Annotated in this window: 13 protein-coding genes; 6 read left to right on the top strand and 7 right to left on the bottom strand. The window is 62.4% G+C overall.

The genetic code is table 11. The features are described 5' to 3' along the window. Positions 1 to 159: 159 nt before the first annotated feature. The 5 genes from ACT7DK_RS00980 to ACT7DK_RS00960 all read right to left on the bottom strand — a co-directional run bounded on the left by ACT7DK_RS00980 (position 160) and on the right by ACT7DK_RS00960 (position 7,058). Positions 160 to 2,763 (bottom strand): EAL domain-containing protein, encoded by a 2,604-nt coding sequence (locus tag ACT7DK_RS00980; RefSeq protein ID WP_445395436.1) that lies wholly within the window; start codon positions 2,761 to 2,763, stop codon positions 160 to 162. After that, entirely contained in the window at positions 2,760 to 3,209 is a 450-nt protein-coding gene (locus ACT7DK_RS00975) for a hypothetical protein (protein ID WP_445395434.1), read from the bottom strand. The genes ACT7DK_RS00980 and ACT7DK_RS00975 overlap by 4 nt, the downstream gene beginning before the upstream one ends. Before the next feature lie 17 nt (positions 3,210 to 3,226). After that, on the bottom strand, positions 3,227 to 6,076 hold the full coding sequence (clpK, locus tag ACT7DK_RS00970; protein ID WP_445395432.1) for a heat shock survival AAA family ATPase ClpK: 2,850 nt from the start codon (positions 6,074 to 6,076) through the stop codon (positions 3,227 to 3,229). A 95-nt stretch (positions 6,077 to 6,171) separates the two neighbouring features. After that, positions 6,172 to 6,741, bottom strand: a complete 570-nt coding sequence (locus ACT7DK_RS00965) for an Hsp20/alpha crystallin family protein (protein ID WP_445395430.1) — start codon at positions 6,739 to 6,741, stop codon at positions 6,172 to 6,174. Between the two features lie 35 nt (positions 6,742 to 6,776). Then, entirely contained in the window at positions 6,777 to 7,058 is a 282-nt protein-coding gene (locus tag ACT7DK_RS00960) for a helix-turn-helix domain-containing protein (RefSeq protein WP_049420578.1), read from the bottom strand. A 504-nt stretch (positions 7,059 to 7,562) separates the two neighbouring features. Here ACT7DK_RS00960 and ACT7DK_RS00955 point away from each other — a divergent pair. Then, positions 7,563 to 7,826 (top strand): transposase, encoded by a 264-nt coding sequence (locus ACT7DK_RS00955; protein ID WP_001446199.1) that lies wholly within the window; start codon positions 7,563 to 7,565, stop codon positions 7,824 to 7,826. A gap of 73 nt (positions 7,827 to 7,899) precedes the next feature. Further along, positions 7,900 to 9,056, top strand: a protein-coding gene (locus tag ACT7DK_RS00950; protein ID WP_445395425.1) for an IS3 family transposase whose coding sequence is annotated in 2 segments (ribosomal slippage) — positions 7,900 to 8,167 and positions 8,167 to 9,056 — 1,158 coding nt in all. Because the reading frame shifts where the segments join, the coding sequence is not laid out codon by codon here. A gap of 136 nt (positions 9,057 to 9,192) precedes the next feature. Here the strand turns inward: ACT7DK_RS00950 and ACT7DK_RS00945 are convergent. Then, the gene (locus tag ACT7DK_RS00945) at positions 9,193 to 10,365 is read right to left on the bottom strand and encodes an NAD(P)/FAD-dependent oxidoreductase (RefSeq protein WP_445395423.1); all 1,173 of its coding nucleotides are present in this window, start codon (positions 10,363 to 10,365) and stop codon (positions 9,193 to 9,195) included. A 95-nt stretch (positions 10,366 to 10,460) separates the two neighbouring features. Between ACT7DK_RS00945 and ACT7DK_RS00940 the strand changes: the two genes are divergently transcribed. Further along, the gene (locus tag ACT7DK_RS00940) at positions 10,461 to 11,633 is read left to right on the top strand and encodes a methyltransferase (protein WP_445395421.1); all 1,173 of its coding nucleotides are present in this window, start codon (positions 10,461 to 10,463) and stop codon (positions 11,631 to 11,633) included. A 136-nt stretch (positions 11,634 to 11,769) separates the two neighbouring features. After that, complete coding sequence (locus ACT7DK_RS00935; protein ID WP_094041396.1) at positions 11,770 to 12,210, top strand: universal stress protein; 441 nt, start codon at positions 11,770 to 11,772, stop codon at positions 12,208 to 12,210. A gap of 392 nt (positions 12,211 to 12,602) precedes the next feature. On the opposite strand, the gene ACT7DK_RS00930 is transcribed toward ACT7DK_RS00935, so the two are convergent. Further along, complete coding sequence (locus ACT7DK_RS00930; protein WP_445395418.1) at positions 12,603 to 13,526, bottom strand: LysR family transcriptional regulator; 924 nt, start codon at positions 13,524 to 13,526, stop codon at positions 12,603 to 12,605. Positions 13,527 to 13,991: 465 nt separating this feature from the next. Here ACT7DK_RS00930 and ACT7DK_RS00925 point away from each other — a divergent pair, with 465 nt between their 5' ends. Both ACT7DK_RS00925 and acuI read left to right on the top strand, forming a co-directional pair. Further along, positions 13,992 to 14,855: a carboxylate/amino acid/amine transporter gene (locus ACT7DK_RS00925; protein ID WP_445395416.1), complete on the top strand. Its 864-nt coding sequence runs from the start codon at positions 13,992 to 13,994 to the stop codon at positions 14,853 to 14,855. Positions 14,856 to 14,958: 103 nt separating this feature from the next. Beyond that, positions 14,959 to 15,933 (top strand): acrylyl-CoA reductase (NADPH), encoded by a 975-nt coding sequence (gene acuI / locus ACT7DK_RS00920; RefSeq protein ID WP_445395414.1) that lies wholly within the window; start codon positions 14,959 to 14,961, stop codon positions 15,931 to 15,933. Positions 15,934 to 16,263 lie beyond the last annotated feature (330 nt).

Raw genomic sequence — 16,263 nt, 5'->3', positions numbered from 1 at the left:
AACGTTAATGGAACGGGGAGTGCGAGAAGACGACCCGATTACACCTGGATTGCCGAGGCAATTGCGAAGCCACCCAGCGAATAATGTCCTGCGCGCCCGTGGCACCACCGATGGGTGGATCAGCCTCTTGCACGTCAACCCTTTGTCCCGTGCATGGCATCAAGCCGGCTTCTGGTCTGGCGGCAGCAATCCCAGCAGCTCCGCCTGCAAATGTTGCAACTTGTCGATGCCAGCCCTCAATGCCTCGACACGGCCGGCATTTTTCATTTCACTCAGGGTGTGCGCTAACTGCTGGATGCTCTGATGCAGGACATCGACCTGGTCATCAGGATCCTTGCCGAAGAACGTAGGGCGGCCACTTTGATCCCGCCAGTATTGGAGTGCTTCGGGTTGAGGCGGCACTTGGGTCTTACCTGACAGATAGTCGATCATCTGGGAAATCCAGACCCGGTGGTCGGCGTATGTGAACGGCACGGGCAGCGCGGAGCGACTGTCAGGCTTGAATCCCTTCCAGGATAAGGGTACCTGCCAGGTGTGTAGCCATTGCTCGAATTCATGCGCCGGCATCGGATGCCCGATGGCATAACCCTGGCCCCACTCGCATCCCATACGCAGCAGCATTTCACCATGCCGAATGGATTCGACTCCCTCCGCGATGCAGTTCCTGCCAAACGACCTTGCCAGTGCCAGTAGCGCATCCAGGATGGCGATATCGTCCGGATCCTCGAGCATGTCGCGTATAAAACCCTGGTCGATCTTGAGCAGGTGCGCGGGCAGGCGCTTCAGATAGGCCAGCGATGAATAGCCGCTGCCGAAATCGTCGAGGGCAAAACGCAACCCCATCCTCTCGCACTGTGCCATCAACTGAGACACTTGAACGAAGTCCTCCACGGCGCTGGTTTCGAGGATTTCCAGTTCAAGGTCTTGCGGCTGGGCGCCGGGATGTCGTGACAACATACCCCGTAGATGCATGATGAAGTCCGGTTGCAGCAAGTGCCGCGCACCGATATTCACGCTGATCGGGACATGAAGGCCGGCCTTGCGCCAAACTTCGATCTGGGTCAGCGCGGCCTCGATGGTCCATTCCCCCACGTCAATCCCGAGCGGATGGTTCTCAATGATGGGTATGAAGGAGGCAGGAGATAACAAACCACGCGTCGGATGTTGCCAGCGGATCAAGGCTTCGGCGCCCAGCACCTCACCGGTGCGCATGTTGACCTTGGGTTGGAAATAAAGCAGAAACTGCCCATTGGCAAGTGCCTTCTCTATGCTGTCCAATCCTTCGTGACGGGTGCGCAGCGTACGATCCTTCTCCGTATCGAAAACGTGATATCGATTCTTGCCGGTTTGCTTGGCACGATACATAGCCTGATTTGCCTGCCGCAGCAGTTGGTCGGCGTCGATATCTTCGCCTTGCGGGTAGTAGCTCACACCGATACTCGCGCTCACCTCGCACAGTGCGTCACCAATCGGTACGGGCTGTACAGCCACCTCGATCAGGCGCTCGAGAATCGGTACGCTGACGGAAATATCCGGCAGGTCGACCAGAATAGCGACAAACTCATCACCACCAAGACGGGCCAAGGTATCGTCTTCGCGCAACACCTGCGTCATACGCCTGGACAGGACGGACAGCAATTTGTCGCCGACTGCGTGGCCGTGCTGGTCGTTGACCTTCTTGAATCCATCCAGATCGATGAAGACAACCGCCAGGTGCATGCCACGCCGACGTGTCTGACGAATGGCCTGCTTAAGGCGGTCTCCAAGTAATAGTCGATTGGGCAAGCCGGTGAGCAGGTCGTAATGAGCAACGCGTTCAAGCTGTTGCTGGTTCTCCTTCAGCGCCGTGATGTCGGAGAACATGGCTGCGTAATGCTCGATATTGCCCCGCATATCCGGCACTGCACTGATTGTCAGCAGCGCGGCAAACTGACTGCCGTTCTTGCGTCGGCACCAGAGCTCTCCGTGCCAATAGTCGTGCTCACGCAGAGCCTGCCAAACGGTCTGATAGAACTCATCGTCATAGCGATCGGACTCGAGCAGACGAGGTGTCTGACCCATTACTTCCTCACGCGCATAACCAGTGATCACGGAAAACGCCCGATTGACGTTGACAATGTGGCCTTGAGCGTCCGTAACGAGGATGCCCTCTCCTGCGTGCTCAAAAACTTTAGCCGCAAGGCGAAGCTCTTCCGCGGATCTTCTGCGTGAGGTGACATCATGGACATAGCCGTGCCAGAGGATGCTCCCATCAGGCATGGTTTCAGGCGACGCCTCGCCTTCGACCCAGATCACCCGACCGTCTGGAAACTGCACCCGGTACTCGTCATGCCAAAGCGCGAGTGACTGCCCCGACACCTGTATGGTTTCATGCACACGGTCGCGGTCTTCAGGATGGAGCGCCGCTAACACCGGAGTGGCATCTTCGACAACATCCTCCGGTGCAACCCCGTATATTTCCTGTATCTTCGCGCTGGCATAAGGGAAGTGCGAGCTGCCGTCCGGACGAAGACGGTATTGGTAAAGCATACCGGGAACGTGGCTGGCCAACTCTTCTCGCTGTCGGCGCATAGCGTTCAGCGCCTGCTCGACCCTCTTGAGATCGGTGATGTCCTCTACCGTCGCTGTGGTCAGCTCGATGGGTTCTCCGGTGAACAGCGGGTGCTGGCACCGCCCGCAATTGGGCTTCTCCGCCAACTTGTTGGCTGGCACGCGACTGATGGATTGGCAGCGTGGGCAGACGATATGAATGCTGTCACTCATGAGGTGGCTCCTTGGGACACAGAGGAAGTAATGGCTCCGGCAGCTGGGCCGCTGTGACATGGGGATTCGAGCTGTAGCCCTTGCGTCAGCTGCCGGATGCTGTATTCATCCAGCGTTTCCCGTGCGAGCAGTTCGCGCGCGCACCGCTCCAGCACTTCTCGGTTAATTTCGAGAATTCGGTATGCACGATCAAACACATCCATCACGATGTCACGGATGGCTTGGCTGTCGAAGATGTACGAGGCCAAGGCGACGCTGTACCGCTTGTCGATGGCGCGTTCCACCAGGTGGGCCAGACCGGCAAGCGGCAACAAGGCGATCAGCAGTACCCACAGCGTGGCCGATCGAGGGTCACGCTTGTAGATGACCGCGTGCCCCGCCGTGGGGACAGCGACCGCGAGCGACACGAGGGTGGCTGCCCATGTCAGCCCGCTGGGGTCGGGCACGACAGCCTCCTCATGACTCAAGATTCGCCGCCCGCCGGCTTCTTCTTGCGCGCAGGCTTGCTCGTGTCGCCAGGCGACGTCTCGGCCACGTTCGCGGCATCGGGCTTTTCAGGTTCGGCCGGCTTCGCGGGTGGCTCCTGGCGCTCGAAGACCACCCGTTCGGCCTTGTCGTCCCAGCGGGCGCTGGCGTGATCGCCCTTGCCGATACCGCCACCCAGCATCTCGCGCGCCAGTGCCGTCTCCAGCTCGCTGCGGATCAGCCGCTTGAGCTCACGCGCGCCGAACTCGGGCTTGTAGCCTTCCTCCGCGAAGTGATCGATCAAGGTCTGATCGAAGGTCAGCGTCACGCCCTGGCTGGCGGCGTTGCGGGCCACACGATCGAGCTGCAGGCCGACGATATGGCGGATCTCCTCCTTGCCCAGCGCATGGAAGACGATGATCTCGTCGATGCGGTTGAGGAACTCGGGGCGGAAGTGTCCGCGCAGCACGTCCATCACCTCGGACTTGGTCTTCTCGTATTCCTCGCCGGCGGCGCCACGGGCCTTCAGCCGACGCTGGATGATGTCCGAGCCCAGGTTCGAGGTGGCGATGATGATGGTATTGGTGAAATCCACCACCCGGCCCTTGCCGTCGGTGAGCCGCCCGTCGTCGAATACCTGCAGCAGGATGTTGTAGACGTCGGGGTGCGCTTTTTCGATCTCATCGAGCAACAACACGCTGTAGGGTTTGCGCCGCACTTTCTCGGTGAGCTGCCCCCCCTCGTCATAGCCCACATAACCCGGAGGCGCGCCCACCAGGCGTGCCACGGTATGGCGTTCCCCGTACTCGGACATGTCGATGCGCAGCAGCGCACCTTCATCACCATAGATCGACTCGGCCAGCGCCTTGGCGAGTTCGGTCTTGCCCACGCCGGTCGGCCCAAGGAACAGGAAAGTAGCAACCGGCTTGCTGCCCTCGCGCAGCCCCGCGCGCGACAACCGCACGGCATCGGCCACCGCGCGCACCGCTTCGTCCTGGCCCACCAGGCGCTCGTGCAGCCGCTGCTCCAGATGCAGCAGCTTCTCGCGTTCTTCCACCGTCAGCTCGTTGACCGGAATGCCGGTCAGGCGCGAGACGATCTGCGCGACATGCTCGGCCTTGACTTCGGCGCTGCCCGAGGCGCGCTCGCGTTCCCATTCCTCGACGAGCTTCTTGAGCTCAGTCTCCTTGGCCTCGATGCGCTTGCCCAGCTCGGCGGCCTTGTCGTACTGCTTGCGCGAGGCCACATAGTCCTGCTCACGCCGCAGCTGGTGCAGTTCGGCCTCCAGCTCTTGCACCGCCACCGGGCGGGCCGTGGCCGACAGCTTCACGCGTGCGGCCGCCTGGTCGAGCAGGTCGATGGCCTTGTCAGGCAAAAAGCGCGCGGTGATGTAGCGGTCGGACAACTCGGCGGCGGCGATGATCGCATCCTCGGTGATGCTGACCTTGTGGTGCGCCTCGAAGGTGTCGCGCAGGCCGCGCAAAATCATCATGGTCTGCGCTACCGTCGGCTCGGGCACCATCACCGGCTGGAAGCGGCGCTCCAGCGCGGCGTCCTTCTCGATGTACTTCTGATACTCGTTGAGCGTGGTGGCGCCGATCAGGTTCAGTTCGCCGCGCGCCATCATCGGCTTGAACACGTTGGCGACGTCCAGCCCGCCTTCACCGCCACCCTGGCCTGCACCGACGATGGTGTGCACCTCGTCGATGAAGAGAATCAGCTCGCCCTGGTGCTCGGTCACTTCCTTGAGCACCTTCTGCACGCGCTCCTCGAACTCGCCGCGGTACTTGGCGCCTGCCACCATGGCGTTGATGTTGAGTTCGACCAGACGCTTGTCGCGCAGCGTCTCGGGCACTTCGCCGGCGACCATCCGCTGCGCCAGTCCTTCGACAATGGCGGTCTTGCCGACGCCGGGCTCACCGATCAACACCGGGTTGTTTTTCTTGCGCCGGGCCAGCACCTCGATGGTGGTCTCGATCTCCTGCGCACGGCCGATGACCGGATCGAGCTTGCCCTCGCGCGCCATTTTGGTGAGGTCACGCGAGTACTTGTCGAGCTCAGGTGTGTTGGTCGGCGCCTCAGCGCGACCGTCCTCGGCCCCCTTACCGACCACCTTGCTCACCTGTTGACGCAGCGCCTGCGGCGTGAGGCCGTAACGGCGCAGCAGGTTGGCGGCCAAGCCTTCGCCTTCCTCGGCCAGCCCGATCAGGAAATGCTCCGGGCCGACATAGGAGTGGCTGAGTTCGTTGGATGCCACGAAAGCGCGGCTGAGCGCGTCCTTGACGCGGGGCGCCACGCCGATTTCGCCCTCGAACGGCTTGTCGCCACGCTTGGCTTCGGATTCGATCTGCCGCTTGAGGTCATCGACCTTGATCTTGAACTGCCCCAGGATGGTCTTCACCACGTCGCTGTCGACGAGCGCCAACAGCAGGTGTTCGGTATCGACTTCAGGGCGGCCAAATTCGGCGGCATGTTTGGCGGCCTCCTGCAACAAAGCCTCGGACTGTTCGCTGATACGGCTGGCGAGCCCACTGCCGCGGCGGCGCGCCGTGCCCGCCGTTGCGGGAGCGGATTCGCCGAAAGACGCATCGACCACTTCGTCGGCATCAGCCGCCATGGACGGTGCGACGTCACCGATGCGGAAGAAGTCGCTGCCAAGGAAGTCTTCGAACAGCCCGCTGCGCGAGCCGAACAAGGCTTCCAGCGGTGAGACGGTGCGCTTTTGCTGGCGCACCAGTTGGCGATAGTGATCGTCACACAACAGCATGGTGCTGTGGCGACCATTGAGATTGGCCTCCACTCGCACCGTGGCGGGCTGGCCGCAGACTTGGCATTGTTTTCTGGCCATGCTGATACTCCTTGAGAGGACTGATTTGACGAGACGCCGAAGGTCACGGCGCCTCGACCTTCATCTGGTTTTTTCGGAGGACGAGCCGATCGACGTCAGCCGTTGATCGGGATCGAGCGGCCCTGCTTGGGGGCACTGGCCTCGCGCTTGTCCATCGTGATCGTGAGCACGCCGTTCTTGAAAGCGGCCTTGATCGTGTCCTGGTTGGCATCGGCCGGCAGGTTCAGAGCGCGCTGAAAGCTGCCGTAGGAGCGCTCCACCCGGTGGAAACCGCCGTCTTTGCTTTCCTGCTCCTGACGCTTTTCACCGCGCACCAGCAACACATCGTTATCGAGCGTGATCTGAATGTCCTTTTCCTCGACGCCGGGTACTTCCAGGGCGATCGTGTACTGCTTGTCGGTTTCCTGAATGTCCAGCGCCGGCTTCAGCATGCCTGGCCAGTCCGACGGCCAGCGTGGCATGGCCAGTGCCGGGAAACCGAAACCCCGGAACGCATCATCGAACAGGCGATCGATTTCGCGATGCAATTGCAGGATGGGGCTGACGGGCCCACCCGCCGCCGGCAGGTCATTGCGCTGCACCGAGAGTGAGGCGGTGCTCTGTTGTTCTTCCTGCTCCTTCTTGAACCAGTTCCAGGGAGCCAATTTCTTGAAATCAATGTCCATGTCACACCTCCAGAAGAAAAATTGAAGACTCTCGCTCACTCCGTTTGCCTGCGGCGACGGACAGCGCGCCCAGACGAAACGGAGTGTTCCGCTGACTTTGGCTGCTCATCTGTGCGTATCACCTCCTTCTTTCTGCCTGCCTGGATCTGATCATTGATCCATCGATCGATTTCACTTTGACGAAACCGCCACGTCCCGCCGACCTTGAAGGCCGGAATCTCCCCGTGCGCGGCGAGCCGGTAAAGCGTCCGCTTGCCGACTTTCAAGTAGGCAGCCAACTCGTCGAGTGTGAAGATCGCCTGCTGGCGCGCTGTCATAACACCCCCCACAAGTTCCGTCGTCACGCGGCCTCGCTCGAGGAAATTCTTGCAAGACTTTGCAAGGTATTGCGCCTAACATGCCGAAAGTCAAGAGTCAATATCCAGCGACCTGCTGGCCGATTGATGTGACTCAAATTTCCAGAGAGGGTGTGCTGGGGCAGTCCGATCCGGCGATAGGCAAAGGTTTGATCGGGAACCTGCAAGTGCTGCGGGCAGCCGCAGATCAAACACCGATCCTCACGTTGTAGCCGAGTGCCCGCAGCCCCTTGTCGTCTGCATGTTCCTTGGCGGAAACTCGTCTGGGCGCGCCCAGCCGACGATTTCCCCGAGGCTGCTCAGGCCAACGTGCGGAATTGCCCAGTCGTCGCTGCGGATCGCGTTCCAGAGTCGGGCCGAAACACTTCCGTTGCCCCAGACAAACGTAGTTCAACAGTATCCGTCCGGCCAACACACCTTCCCGACACCGCCGCCGAAGGCCATGGCCCATCAAGCGGATTTTCCATGCCCCCTCAGCGCCGTACCTACAGCAAATCTTTCAAGGCCCAGGTCATTCAGGAGTGTTCTGAACCCGGTGCCTCCATCGCAAACATCGCCTTGGGATACAGCCTCAATGCCAACCTCGTCCACAAATGGATTCGGCTGCATACCCAGAAAACCACGGCTATCCAGCCAGCGTTCATCCCGTTGCCTTCTCAAATGCTCGGCGCGGGATCGCATGCTCAAGTGCGCTGCTGCGATCATGAGTTTGATCCAGTCGGCCCGTAATAATGTGAAGTGGCTATAGTTCCCCGGACACACAGACGCAGGTAAGATCACCTGCCCAGAGAAGGTGTGTATCATGAGTCAGAAGAAAGCCTATACCGCTGAGTTTAAAGAAGCCGCAGTCAAGCTGGCGGTGGAGTCCGAGCAATCCGTCAACCAGACCGCCAGGGAGCTGGAGGTTAACGTTAATACGTTACATACCTGGATCGCCAAGTACCACCGCCAGCAGAGCACCAAGGGCGATGGTAAAGTGGGCGAGCAGCACCTCTATGAAGAGTTGAAGCAGCTCCGCCGGGAGAACGCCCGACTCAAGGAAGAGCGAGAGCTGTTAAAAAAGGCGGCCGCCTTCTTCGCCAAAGAATCTCGCTAAGGTATGCCTTCATCGACGCCAATCAGGGTCAGTTCAGCACTGCCCTGATGTGCCGTGTGTTTGAAGTATCTCGCAGTGGCTATTATGAGTGGCGGTCCAGGCCGCCCAGCCCGCGAAAACAGCAGGAGAAGGCGTTGAAGGCGAAGATCCGTAAACACCATGAAGAAGGCCGAGCAACCTATGGGACGCGGCGCATTCAGAAGAAGCTGACGGGAGACGGTGAGGCCGTCAGTCGCCGCCGGGTTGCCCGACTGATGAAAGAAGAAGGGCTGGCATGCAAGACGCAGCGGAAGTTCAAGGCCACCACCAACTCGAAGCATGACAAGCCGGTCGCGCCGAACCTTCTGGCACGACATTTCTCGGCAGAAAAGCCGGATCAGGCCTATGTGGGGGATATCACTTATATCCCGACACGGGAGGGATGGCTCTATCTGGCGGTCTTTATCGACCTCTGCTCACGGGCGGTGGTGGGCTGGTCGATGGGTAGCCGAATGCCGGCGTCTCTGGTGAGCGATGCGCTGAGCATGGCGATCTGGAAACGCAGACCAGCTGCCGGGTTACTGGTTCATAGCGACCGGGGCAGTCAGTATGCTTCAGATAGCTTCCAGCGCTTGCTCAAGCAGCATGACTTCAAATGCAGCATGAGCCGGAAGGGAAACTGTTGGGATAACGCCCCGTCAGAGAGCTTCTTCCACACGCTGAAGACCGAGCTGATCTATCACGAGGACTTTACGACGCGGGAAGAAACGAAGCAGGCCATCTTCGAGTATATCGAAGTGTTTTATAACCGGGTGCGGCTGCATTCCAGCAATGACTACATGAGTCCATTGGGCTATGAATCAGAGCTGCGAGCAGTTGCTTGAGAATGTGTCCGGAAAACTGTTGCCAGATCACTTTCCTGGAGCTAAGTATAGAACAGTGTACGAACTTTATTGTCACAAATAGAGCTTGTGTACAAACTTTTTGTCTAGTGTACAAACTTTATTGTCAGTGCACACATCACACCACCTGGCCGGCCACCCAGCCGGAGCTCCAGGCCCACTGGAAGTTGTAGCCGCCCAGCCAGCCGGTGACGTCCATCACCTCGCCCACGAAATAGAGGTTGGGCACCTTGTTGGCCATCATGGTCTTGGAGGAGAGCTCGTGGGTGTCCACCCCGCCCAGGGTCACCTCGGCGGTGCGGTAGCCCTCGGTGCCGCCGGGCTTCAGCGACCAGGCCGTCAGCCTTTCCTCTATCGCCGCCAGCTCCCTCGGGGTGTATTGCTTGAGCGGCTTGTTCACCAGCCCTTCCCGCGCCAGCAGCGCCTCCACCAGCCGTTTGGGCAGTTGGCGGCCGAGCCAGGTCTTCAGTTCCTGGTTGGGGCTGTCCGCCACTCCCTCGGCCAGCCGGCCGGCGGGCAGCAGCTCGAAGCAGACCCGCTCGCCGGGTTGCCAGTAGGAGGAGATCTGCAGCACCGCCGGGCCGGACAGGCCCCTGTGGGTGAACAGCAGGCTTTCGGCGAAGCGGGTGCCGTCCTCGCTCTCGGCCACCACCGGCAGGCTCACCCCGGCCAGGGGCTCCAGGCTTTGCTTGTCTTCCGGCTGCAGGGTAAAGGGCACCAGGCCGGCCCGGGTGGGCAGTACGCGCAAGCCGAACTGCTCCGCCAGCTTGTAGCCGAAGGGGGAGGCGCCGATCTTGGGCATGGACAGGCCGCCGGTGGCCACCACCAGGGAATGGCAGCTGTAGGCTTCGTCGTGGGTGGCGACCGTAAAGCCCTCGCCCAGCCGGTCCACCTCCAGGATCTCGGCCCGCAGGCGGATGCTGACGCCAGCCTGATCGCACTCTTTCACCAGTATATCGACGATGTTCTGTGCCGAATCGTCGCAGAACAGCTGGCCCAGGGTCTTTTCGTGGTAGCCGATACGGTGCTTGTCCACCAGGGCGATAAAGTCCCACTGGGTATAGCGGGCCAGGGCCGACTTGACAAAATGGGGGTTGGCGCAGAGGAACGCCTTGGGCTCTACATGGTAGTTGGTGAAGTTGCAACGGCCACCGCCGGACATCAGTATCTTGCGGCCGATACGCTTGCCGTGATCCAGTACCAGCACCCGGCGCCCCCGCTTGCCCGCCTCGGCGGCACACATCAGGCCGGCGGCACCGGCGCCGATCACAATCACATCCCAGGCCTGCATGGGCTTCCCCTCTCGTCGACACAAAGGCGCTATTCTAGCGCCCCGGTCCCGCCCCCGCTATCACGGCGCCGGGCTCGGCGCTATAATCCGCAACCATGAGCGACCTGGCCGGCCTTTTCGACACCCTGAGCACCCTGCTGCACCGCACCCGCGGCGACTGGCAGCGCTATCCCTTTGCCTGCGATTCCCTGCCCTGGCCGGAACTCACTCCCCTGCTCGAAGCGATGGACGAGGCCCGGCTGGAGGCGCTGGAAGCCGATCCGGCCACCGCCCTGGCCTGCCTGGCCGAGTGGCGGCCGGACGCCGTCGCCCTCAACCGGCCGCGGCTCCCGGCGCTGGAGCGGGCCGCCGACTACGCCACCCCGCGCTGGAGCAACGGTATCCCCGGGCGGAAATGGACGCAGATCAAGGATTTTGCCGCCAATATCAGTGGAAATCATCCCATACTGGAGTGGTGCGCCGGCAAGGGCCACCTCGGCCGGCTGCTGGCCCAGCAGTCGGCGCGGCCGGTCACCAGCCTCGAATGGAACCCGGATCTGTGCTGCCAGGGCGAGCAACTGGCCGACCGGCTCGGGCTCGATCACCGCTTTATCTGCGCCGATGCCCTGGCCGAAACCGCCGCCGGGCTCTTCGCTGCCGAGCAGCAGGCCCTGGCCCTGCACGCCTGCGGTGAGCTGCACCTGCGCTTTTTGCGCCATGCGGCCGCCGCCGGCACCCGGACGCTGGCGCTCTCTCCCTGCTGCTACCACCTGATCGAGGGCGAGCGCTACCGGCCGCTGTCCGCCGCCGGCCGGGCCCGGGATCTCGGGCTGGACCGCCAGGATCTGCGGCTGCCGCTGCAGCAGCAGGTGACCGGCGGCGAACGGGTGCGCCGGCTGCGCCGCATCGAGCTGAGCTGGCGGCTGGCCTTCGACGAGCTGCAACGGGCGCTGAGGGGGCAAAATGAATACCTGCCGCTGCCCTCCTTCCCCAAGCAGCTGCTGAGCGGCGATTTCGCCGACTTCGTCCGCTGGGCCTGCGGGCAGAAGGGGATCCGCGCCCCCGCCCACCTTAACGGCGAGCACTGGCTGACCCGGGCCGAGCCGCGCCGGCTGATGGTCCAGCGCATCGAGCTGGTGCGCCACCTCTACCGCTACCCGCTGGAGCTGTGGCTGCTGCTGGACCGGGCCCTGTTCCTCGAAGAGCAGGGCTACCGGGTGCGCCTGGGCACCTTTACCGAACCGGCCAACAGCCCCCGCCGTTATTTGATCCAGGCCAGCCGGGGCTGAAATAGCGCCCCGGCCACCTTGTCCCGGCCGCCCGTCCTGGCCTATGCTGCTGGCATCAGGCGCGATGCTAAACTTCCGCCCGGCTCACGGTTTAACGGCTAATGGATTGATAGACTTGGGAAAAAGGAGAAATGCCATGACAGAACCCTATCAGTACAAACACATACTGGCGGCGGTCGACATGACCGAGAAAAACCGCAAGGTGATCGCCAAGGCGGTGGATCGGGCCCGCGCCAACCAGGCCAAGCTGTCCGTCATCCATGTGGATGTGGATCTCAAGGATCTCTACACCGAGATGATCGACATCGATATCGACAATATCCAGGATCAGGTGGTGGCCGACGCCAAGCAGCGGCTGGAGGAATACCTGGGCGATCTGGGCTACCCCATCGAGAAAAAGCTGGTGATCTGCGGCGATCTGGCGCTGAAAGTGAACGAGGCGGTGGAGCAGAACCAGATCGACCTGCTGGTCTGCGGCCACGAACAGAGCTTCTGGAGCCTGCTCACCTCCTCCGCCCGCCAACTGATGAACACCGTGCCCTGCGACATGCTGGTGGTGCCCCTGCCCAAGGAATAAGCCCCAAGAGCGGTTGGCTGCTGACAAACCTTCGGCTTACCTAAACAGGCAACACCTGAACCAGTACAGGCGGACAAAGGGAACGGCTCCGCCGACCGTCACATGCCAGGGGGTGCGAAGCGCCTTGCACCGAAGGTATCGGCGCGACCGAGTTGCCAGTGGCAAGTCGCAGCGCGGCGATACCGACGGTTTCCGCGACATTTGGCATGTGCGAGCCTACAGGGGGCGAGCTTGCTCGCCGTGACGAGCGGTTCCGGCCTGACCGAACATCCAGTGAATGTTCGCAGCAGGCCGAAACAGCGAGTGTCATATTTTGTCGCGTGTCGGCGGAGTTGGCCCTTTGGCCGACTCCTGCCAGTGCAACAGGCGAGGTTGTCATCAAGCCGAGGCCCTCACGCCACCCGGCACAAGCTCTCTCCCACCTCCCGCAGCAGTTGCCGGAACCAGACCAGCGCCGGATCGAACTCGGTCAGCGGATGCTGGGCCAGCACATAGGTGCTGTACAACGGCTGGTCCAGGCGGTGGCTCTGCAACGGGTAGTAATGGCAGAAATCCCGGGCGATCAGCTCGGGCACCATGGCCAGGTAGCGACCGGTGGCCAGCAGCTTGGGCAGCGCCTCGAAGCTCGGCACCCAGACGGCGATATGGCGTTCCAGCCCCTGCTCCTTCAGCCAGTGCTCCACCAGGGTCTGGTTGTGTCCCCAGGTGGAGGTGGACACATGGCTCCAGGCCACCAGTTCGGCGGCCGACAGCACCCCGGGCAGGCCACTGCCCCGCGCCGACAGGCACACCATGGGGTTGTCGAACCAGGGTTCGCGCAACAGCCGCGGGGACAGGTGGCCGGCGCCGGCAAAGCCCACCACCAGATCCAGGCCGCCCCGGGCCAGGCTGTCTTCGTAGTCGGAGTCGACCAGCTCGCTGATGGCCAGCCGGCAGGCCGGCGCCCGCCGGTGCAGCAGCTCCACCAGCTGGGGCACGGCACCGTGCTCGATGGAGGACGGCACCGCCAGGCGGAAGGTACGGGTGGAGGAGTCGGGCTCGAATCCCGCCGACTGGCGTACCCCCTGCTCCAGCAGGGCCAGGGCCTGCCGCACCGGCGCCGCCAGCGCCAGGGCCCGCCCCGTGGGGCGCATCTCCTTGCGGGCCATCACGAACAGGGGGTCGTCCAGGGCCAGGCGCAGCCGCGCCAGGGCGTGGCTGACGGTGGACTGGGACAGGTTCAGCTGCTCCGCCGCCCGGGTAACGTTGCGGCTCTGCATCAACACGTCGAACACCCGCAACAGGTTCAGATCCAAGCGCTGGTAAAGGTTATCCATCGATATTGACCATACATTCATGGTGATAATTCATTTCTTACATGGATTATCTGACCATAGAATGTGCGCCACAGACAAGTTAATCGTCGGCGTGGTGGAGTTGTTTCATCCGGCGGCCTGGCCGAACAGGGTTCTGGGCATGGTGGCATCATGGGGGGTACTGCCTGTCTGTCGTGATACCGGGGTTATTCGAGGTAATGCCGGTATGGCGACAAAAACGGAATGTTCGGGGTCGGGCGGCACGGGTTGCCACGCTGACAACCTTTTCGGGCGCTATGCCCAAGAGTTCTGCGTGTGGTGTTGAACCACTTTGTTTGGGGACGTCATTCTCTCCTTTATGACAAACCTGATGTTGGTCCCGGGCCGGTGCATTGCGCCGGCTTTTTTTATGGGCCCGCGGCTGGATCGGCCCCCGGCTTTGCGCCATCATAGCGCCCCATCTTTACCAATGACGAAAATTCACCCATGTCCTATCTGGTCTTTGTCACCCTGCTGTGGGCCTTTTCCTTCAGCCTGATCGGCGTTTACCTGGCCGGCGCCGTGGACAGCTACTTCTCGGTGCTGAGCCGCGTGGCCCTGGCCGCCCTGCTGTTCCTGCCCTTCCTCTCCCGGCGCCTGCCGGCGCGGCTGGCGCTGGGGCTGATGGGTTGCGGCGCCGTGCAGCTCGGCATCATGTACCTCTTCTATTACCAGTCGTTCCTGTTGCTGACGGTGCCCGAGGTGCTGATCTTCACCGTGCTCACGCCCATCTACGTCACCCTGATCTACGATCTGCTCAACCGGCGCTTCAACCCCGGCTACCTGCTCACCGCCGCCCTGGCGGTGCTGGGCGCCCTGGTGATCCGCTTCGACGGCATCACCAACGCCTATCTGCTCGGTTTCGCGGTGGTGCAGGGCGCCAACCTCTGCTTCGCCCTCGGCCAGGTCGGCTACAAGGTACTGATGGAGCGCCATCCGCAACACCCGCCCCAGCACCGGCTGTTCGGCTATTTCTACCTGGGCGCCCTGCTGGTGGCGGTGCCGGCCTGGCTGTGGCTCGGCAGCGGCCGCTACCCCGCCACCGGCCTGCAGTGGGGCATACTGCTGTGGCTGGGCCTGGGCGCCTCGGGCCTGGGCTATTTCCTGTGGAACAAGGGCGCCACCCTGGTCAATGCCGGCGCCCTGGCGATCATGAACAACGCCCTGGTGCCCGCCGGCCTGCTGGTCAACCTGCTGATCTGGAACCGGGAGGCGGACCTGCTGCGGCTCGGCCTGGGCGGAGTCATCATCATCGCCTCGCTCTGGCTCAACGAAGCCTGGATCAAAACCCCGGAGGCCGCCCGGGCCTGATGGCGCCGGGGTCACAAAATCGCAATTTAGCCGGTGCCGGCCATGGCAATCCGCACCGGCCTCCTTACACTGGGTCATAGGAAACAGTGCCGAGGAGAACACCATGTTTACCGCCCTACTATTAGAAGAATCCGGCAAACAAACCCAAGCCCGCCTGCAACGGCTGAACGAGCACCAGCTCACCACCGGCGACGTGCTGGTGAAGGTCGACTACTCCACCCTCAACTACAAGGACGCCCTGGCCATCACCGGCAAGGGCAAGATAGTGCGCCAGTGGCCCATGGTGCCCGGCATCGACTACGCCGGCACCGTGCTGGCCTCGGATCACCCGGACTACCGCATCGGCGACGAGGTGCTGCTCACCGGCTGGGGCGTGGGCGAACAGTACTGGGGCGGCCTGGCGGAGAAGGCCAGCGCCAAGGGGGACTGGCTGATCCCCCTGCCGCCGGGCATGAGCGCCAAGCGGGCCATGGCCATCGGCACCGCCGGCTTTACCGCCATGCTCAGCCTGATGGCGCTGGAGCATGCGGGCATCACCCCCGATCAGGGTCCGGTGCTGGTCACCGGCGCCACCGGCGGCGTGGGCTCGGTGGCGGTGCGGCTGCTGGCCGGTGCCGGCTTCGAGGTGCATGCCTCCACCGGCCGGCCCGAGCACGGCGACTGGCTGACCTCCCTGGGCGCGGCCGCCATCATCCCCCGTGCCGAGCTGGACGCCGAGCCGGCGCCGCTGGAAACCCAGCGCTGGGCCGGCGCCGTGGACACCGTGGGCGGCCGCACCCTGGCCAGGATCCTGAGCCAGACCAGGATGGACGGCGCCGTGGCCGCCTGCGGCCTGGCCGGCGGCGTGGCCCTCAACACCACCGTCATGCCCTTTATCCTGCGCGGGGTGCAGCTGCTCGGCATCAACTCGGTCTATATGCCCAAGGCCAGGCGCATCGAAGCCTGGCAGCGGCTGCAGGAACGCCTGCCGCTCGACTTCGAAGACCAGGCCCAGGTGCTGACCCTGGAGCAGAGTATAGCGGCGGCCCGGGATCTGCTGGCCGGCAAGCTCAGGGGCCGGGTGGTGATCCAGCCCTGAGGCATTTGTTCCCACGGCGGGCACGCCCGCCGTTCAGTTTATTGACATCGTCGTCTGAACACCTTAATAAGTCAGCCAAAGGGCCCACTCCGCCGACACGCTGTAAATACATCCCTGTTCGCTCGCACATACCGTCCCTGGCATGTGACGGTCGGCCGGAGCGGACCCTTTGTCTTCCTTTCTGGTATAGACGTTGCCTGTTTAGTTCAGCCTGAAGTTTTCCGCCGTCTGTACGACGCGCCTATCCACCGTTGTGCCAAGGCGGTTGGTTTAAGGAAGGCACCGGCCCTTACCCGCCCTTGCCAATATATGTTATAAGATAACAAAACC

The sequence above is a fragment of the Zobellella sp. An-6 genome, from assembly GCF_052487945.1.
Note: the sequence above shows the minus strand (reverse complement) of the source record. Positions and strands in the feature narration are given on the sequence as shown.